The 4,396-nt window shown below is 46.2% G+C and carries 3 protein-coding genes and 1 pseudogene; 2 read left to right on the top strand and 2 right to left on the bottom strand.

Annotation, left to right across the window (positions count from 1 at the left end):
* Window positions 1-184: 184 nt before the first annotated feature.
* Window positions 185-628: pseudogene (locus V6C93_RS27355) on the top strand (RNA-guided endonuclease TnpB family protein); the annotation flags it as partial.
* Window positions 629-809: 181 nt separating this feature from the next.
* Here V6C93_RS27355 and V6C93_RS27350 read toward each other — a convergent pair.
* Both V6C93_RS27350 and V6C93_RS27345 read right to left on the bottom strand, forming a co-directional pair.
* Window positions 810-3,227, bottom strand: a complete 2,418-nt coding sequence (locus tag V6C93_RS27350) for an AAA-like domain-containing protein (RefSeq protein WP_333479829.1) — start codon at window positions 3,225-3,227, stop codon at window positions 810-812.
* A gap of 168 nt (window positions 3,228-3,395) precedes the next feature.
* Window positions 3,396-3,920, bottom strand: a complete 525-nt coding sequence (locus V6C93_RS27345; protein WP_333479828.1) for a hypothetical protein — start codon at window positions 3,918-3,920, stop codon at window positions 3,396-3,398.
* Between the two features lie 90 nt (window positions 3,921-4,010).
* Between V6C93_RS27345 and V6C93_RS27340 the strand changes: the two genes are divergently transcribed.
* The coding region (locus tag V6C93_RS27340; protein WP_333479827.1) for a hypothetical protein at window positions 4,011-4,396 on the top strand (386 nt) is incomplete at its 3' end.

The raw sequence follows: 4,396 nt of genomic DNA, 5'->3' as shown, positions 1-4,396 counted from the left end.
CGATACCGAACCAGCAGCTCAAGAGGCTGCGGCTAAAGGAAACTTACCTCTCTTCCGCAAGAAGGCTCCCACTATAGACAAGGCGGATATATCGAACCGAAGGCGAGTACCACCAAAGTTTTAGTGGGAGATGAATTGCGGTCAGGATATAGGCTAGCATTACGCTACTGATGTCAGCGTAAACATGTTGGTATTTGAGGCAAAGCTTGAGGGAACAAAACAGCAGTACGAGCGGATTGATGAAGCCATTCGTACTGCTCGATTTGTTCGCAACAGTTGCATCAGATACTGGATAGACAACAAGGGGATCGGTAAGTACGAGCTGAGTGCTTATTGCGCCGTCCTCGTTAAACAATTCCCATTTGCGGGCAAACTTAATTCCCAAGCCAGACAAGCATCTGCCGAACGAGCTTGGAGTTCCATTGCTCGGTTTTACGACAACTGCAAGAAGGGCAAGCCCGGAAAAAAGGGTTTTCCGCGCTTTAAAAAGCCTCAAACACATGGGTCTGTGGAATACAAAAGCACAGGCTGGAAGCTGTCGGAAGATAGGCGAACCATCACCTTCACCGATGGGTTTGAAGCGGGAAGCTTCCAGTTGCGGGGCACTCGCGATTTGCACTTCTATCAACATACTTGAAGCGGCACCAGGCCAATCGGGAATATGGTTGTCAAAATAACAGTCGCACCGCTCTTTACCGAACGTGCGACGAGCTGTTGAATATTCGCCTTGCAGTAAAAACGCTCTTTTTTCTGCATTTCGGGGTGGGAAATCCGCAGGCGTTTAATGTATGTAGTCTACGAGCATTGGGTCAGAGCCGTGTCGTAATGAAGGAGATATCTACAGCGCCAAAATTCACTCCTAAAGCCACATTTAAGTTCTCTAACGATTCGAGCAACCAGAAAATTTTTTGATTGTCGATCGCATGAGATCCATAATGATTAAACAACATGGAAAATCGTTGTTCTAAATGAGGTTTGGCTTGGCGTGAAAGCAGGGCTATTTTTAGCAAAAGACCTACTGTATTCAGGGAGCTATTGTTAGAAATTAAGTCAATAAAAAGTAGGTGCTCAGGTCGTTCGGGACTAGCTACCAAAAAGTTAAATAATTGACGACAAGTCTGTACTAGCAGAACATTGTTGACTTTTTGAGAATCGCAATCAGGAAAGGTATTTTTCAGATGCTTAGCTAAGTGCTGATAATATTGATATTTCCCGTATTCTGGAGAAATCGAAGCAATCACGTACTCGTATAAATCTTTTTTAAAGTCTCGGTAGGAGGAAACTTGGCAAGTGTGAGCTAAAAACAGATGAGCCAAGTCTTTGTAGGTGTGCGAGCCGTCCACTTTTCCCACAAATTGCTTAAGGGCAACCAACAAATCGCGATCGCTCAATCGGGTGGGATTGGGTATAGGCTGTATATTCTTAGCAGCTAGAGTTAAGCAAGGCTGGCGCTCGATTTGGATTTGCCGCGCCAAGTAAGTTGCATAGTGTGAGAGATGGATTTCAAATTGCCGCTGCTTTTGTGCTTGAAGTTGCCGGATTATTTGTTGATGCTCCGCAGAACTGCTCTGACTCAACCGACAATGGGAGTACAAGTAGGGATACCGACTAATAACCTGAGCCAATGAGCCATTGACCTGATCGAGATCTGGGGGTGGCTCTATGAGTATAGCTAAGTGTTCTAGCTCCAGATACTGGTCACTCTGAACAAATAGTTGCACCAACTCCCGCAAGCGCCGACTCAAGGGAGATTGCACGACACTAGACGAAAGAGTCTTAAATAGCTCCACCAACCTAGGGATTGCTGAATGCTGTTTTGGGTACATTCGCCAGTGGTTGATGAGAATGTAGCAGCACCGATTCAGGATATTCATAAACTCCTGCTCAGTTAGATTTGAAGCAGTAATACTGTCCAGTACTGCTACAATCTCCCGTTCAGGGTAGCCGTAACCGTTGATAAACAGTAGGCGAAAGCGTTCTAGCAACTGCTTAGGCGATTCCTTTTGTACGCAGTCGAGCAGGTGATTGTATAGAAGATGTTCTTGCAAACTTCTATTATCTTCATTGTTATTACCTCGAATTGGCAGCTTTGACCGTGGTGCTGGCGTGGGTCGCGGGAAATGATATTCAACCCAACCAACATTAAACACAGACTTGTAGATGCGGTTATAAACTTTTAACCGACCATCCTGCTTGACTACCAACCCCGACAGACGCAATTCAATTTCTTCTTTGGTGTCTTTGGCTGGAACGTCCTGCGGTTGTACAATTTGTTGGTAGAGCTTCAAAAGCTGAGCGCTGCGCTCACTCCTGAGGAGGCGATCGCGTATTGTCCTCAAATGCTCCGGATTATCTGCTGCTTCCCATTTATCCAGAACGTAGAGACGCACCAATCTCTCTACCCATTCAGTGGGTGAAGAACAGCTTGATTGCGAATGGCGGTAGGTGAGGATCAGATTACATAGTTTTTGGGTCAGGAACGGCTGACCCCCTGTCCAAGCCAACACTTCCCTGAGTACAGAGTGAGGTTTGTCTACCTTCGCTTCTTCCAATCCTTTTTGTAAAGGTGTAGTTTCGTGCAACTTAAAGCCACAGAGTTCGATCGCATGACCAATATCGAACGGTGCACAATTGGCGTCTCGAATCAAATCCGAAGGTGTTGCCACCCCCAACAGAGTAAAGGTGAGGCGCTTGAAATCGGGAATGTCAGGACGATGGTTATAGAACGCTCGGATAGCTGCGAAAAACTCATCAACTCGGAAATTTAAGCTCAGAACACTATCGATTTCATCGATAAAAATGACTATATTTTGAGTAACCGCTCTCAGCAACACCTTGCGGAGAAACTCGCAAAAGCGCTGGACGGGAGCAAGACACCTGTGTGCGCACCACCAAGTTGTGATATCAAACCGATCTAATACCTTGAAGCTACTGGCTATATCGTTAACTATGCCTGCATACCACTGATCTGGAGTAATCTGCTGAGAGCCGATCGCAGTTAGGTCAATTACAGCACAGGCAATCCCCTCATCCTGCAATCGCTGCATCGTTTGTACCCGCAAGCTAGACTTACCCATTTGGCGGGAGTTCAAGATGTAGCAGAACTCTCCTTTCTTTAGGGCGTTATACAACTCTGAGTCGGCTTGTCGCACCACGTAGGTAGGAGCATCAGAAGGGAGACTTCCGCCAACTTGATATTCGTAGACTGGGTATTGTACTGCGCTCATGGGATGCACCTTAACGTGAGCAGAAGGCAGATTGCTGAACTGAAATGTCTTATCCTACCTGCTATATCTCTGAGCGTCGAGAGCTTATGCACACAAGTTAGGTTGTCCATCCCATTGGGGGATGCCAAGGGGACTATTAATTAATATAGAGCATAAAAGCGCCCCTAACTAGAAGGAATACATGTGCAAAAATGGGCTGAATCCTTCCTTTTCAGACTCAACAGACCGGATCGAGTTGAACTTGGGATGATGCTTGAACTCATCCAAATAGGCTGTCCCACGGAAGCCGATCCTGACAGAATGGCGATACTGCCTTAAGCGTTTCGCCAAATCATGGAGTCGATGAGTGACTTCTTCTGATCGTATGTTTAAGCTGACTTTGGCATTCATCCCTTGCGCAATTTCCTGGAGCTGGTTAGGCGTAGGCGGTGCGCACTGTGCCTTACTTCTTGCTTGACCCGTTGTCAATTGGTTTCGACGTTGCCTCAGGCGATCGCGCCGATAAACGGCATGATAGCTTTCCAGCAAAACACAAGCAAGGGTTATTTCCCATTCATTCAGGTGATGAAACTCAGCTAAAATTCGCTCTAATTGCTTAGATTTCGTGTCATTCAAGATGGCCCAGTCACTGATTAAGTCCATGCCGCACTCCCCCAAGAACGGATTGAGTTCAGGAGAAATAGACTCCCTCACACTTCTAGGATGCAGAATTCAGTTTAATTTCACACGATCAGGTAAGATCGAACACAAGCTGATCGTGAATGATCTTGACAATTACTCCCAATGGGAATAAAAACCTTCAAAGCTTCTGAACCGGGACGAGCAAAAATTAGGCAAGCACGGGAAGAGAGGGGATGGACTGTCCGGGAAGAGGACAATACACCTCTCAAAGAAGCTAGTAAATTCCTGATGAAGCAACATGCGGCAGCTAATGATTGGCCTGCCAATGACTCAAGATGGCTGAGAGATTTTGATCAGCTTTTTCGGGTCGAGAAACATCAAAATCTCAATGAGATTAGAACTAGCATTGCTCAGTCAAGACAAGGTTCATTACTGGAACGAATTGAACAACTGATTGATGCAGGCGAAGTCCTCGCTAAAGATATTTCCTATGGTTCCTGGAGTCGATTTGCTTCCCAGACCAAATTCCACGCGATCAAAGCCCGTGC

It is taken from the genome of Allocoleopsis sp. (genome assembly GCF_036703385.1).
GTDB lineage: Bacteria > Cyanobacteriota > Cyanobacteriia > Cyanobacteriales > Coleofasciculaceae > Allocoleopsis.
Note: the sequence above shows the minus strand (reverse complement) of the source record. Positions and strands in the feature narration are given on the sequence as shown.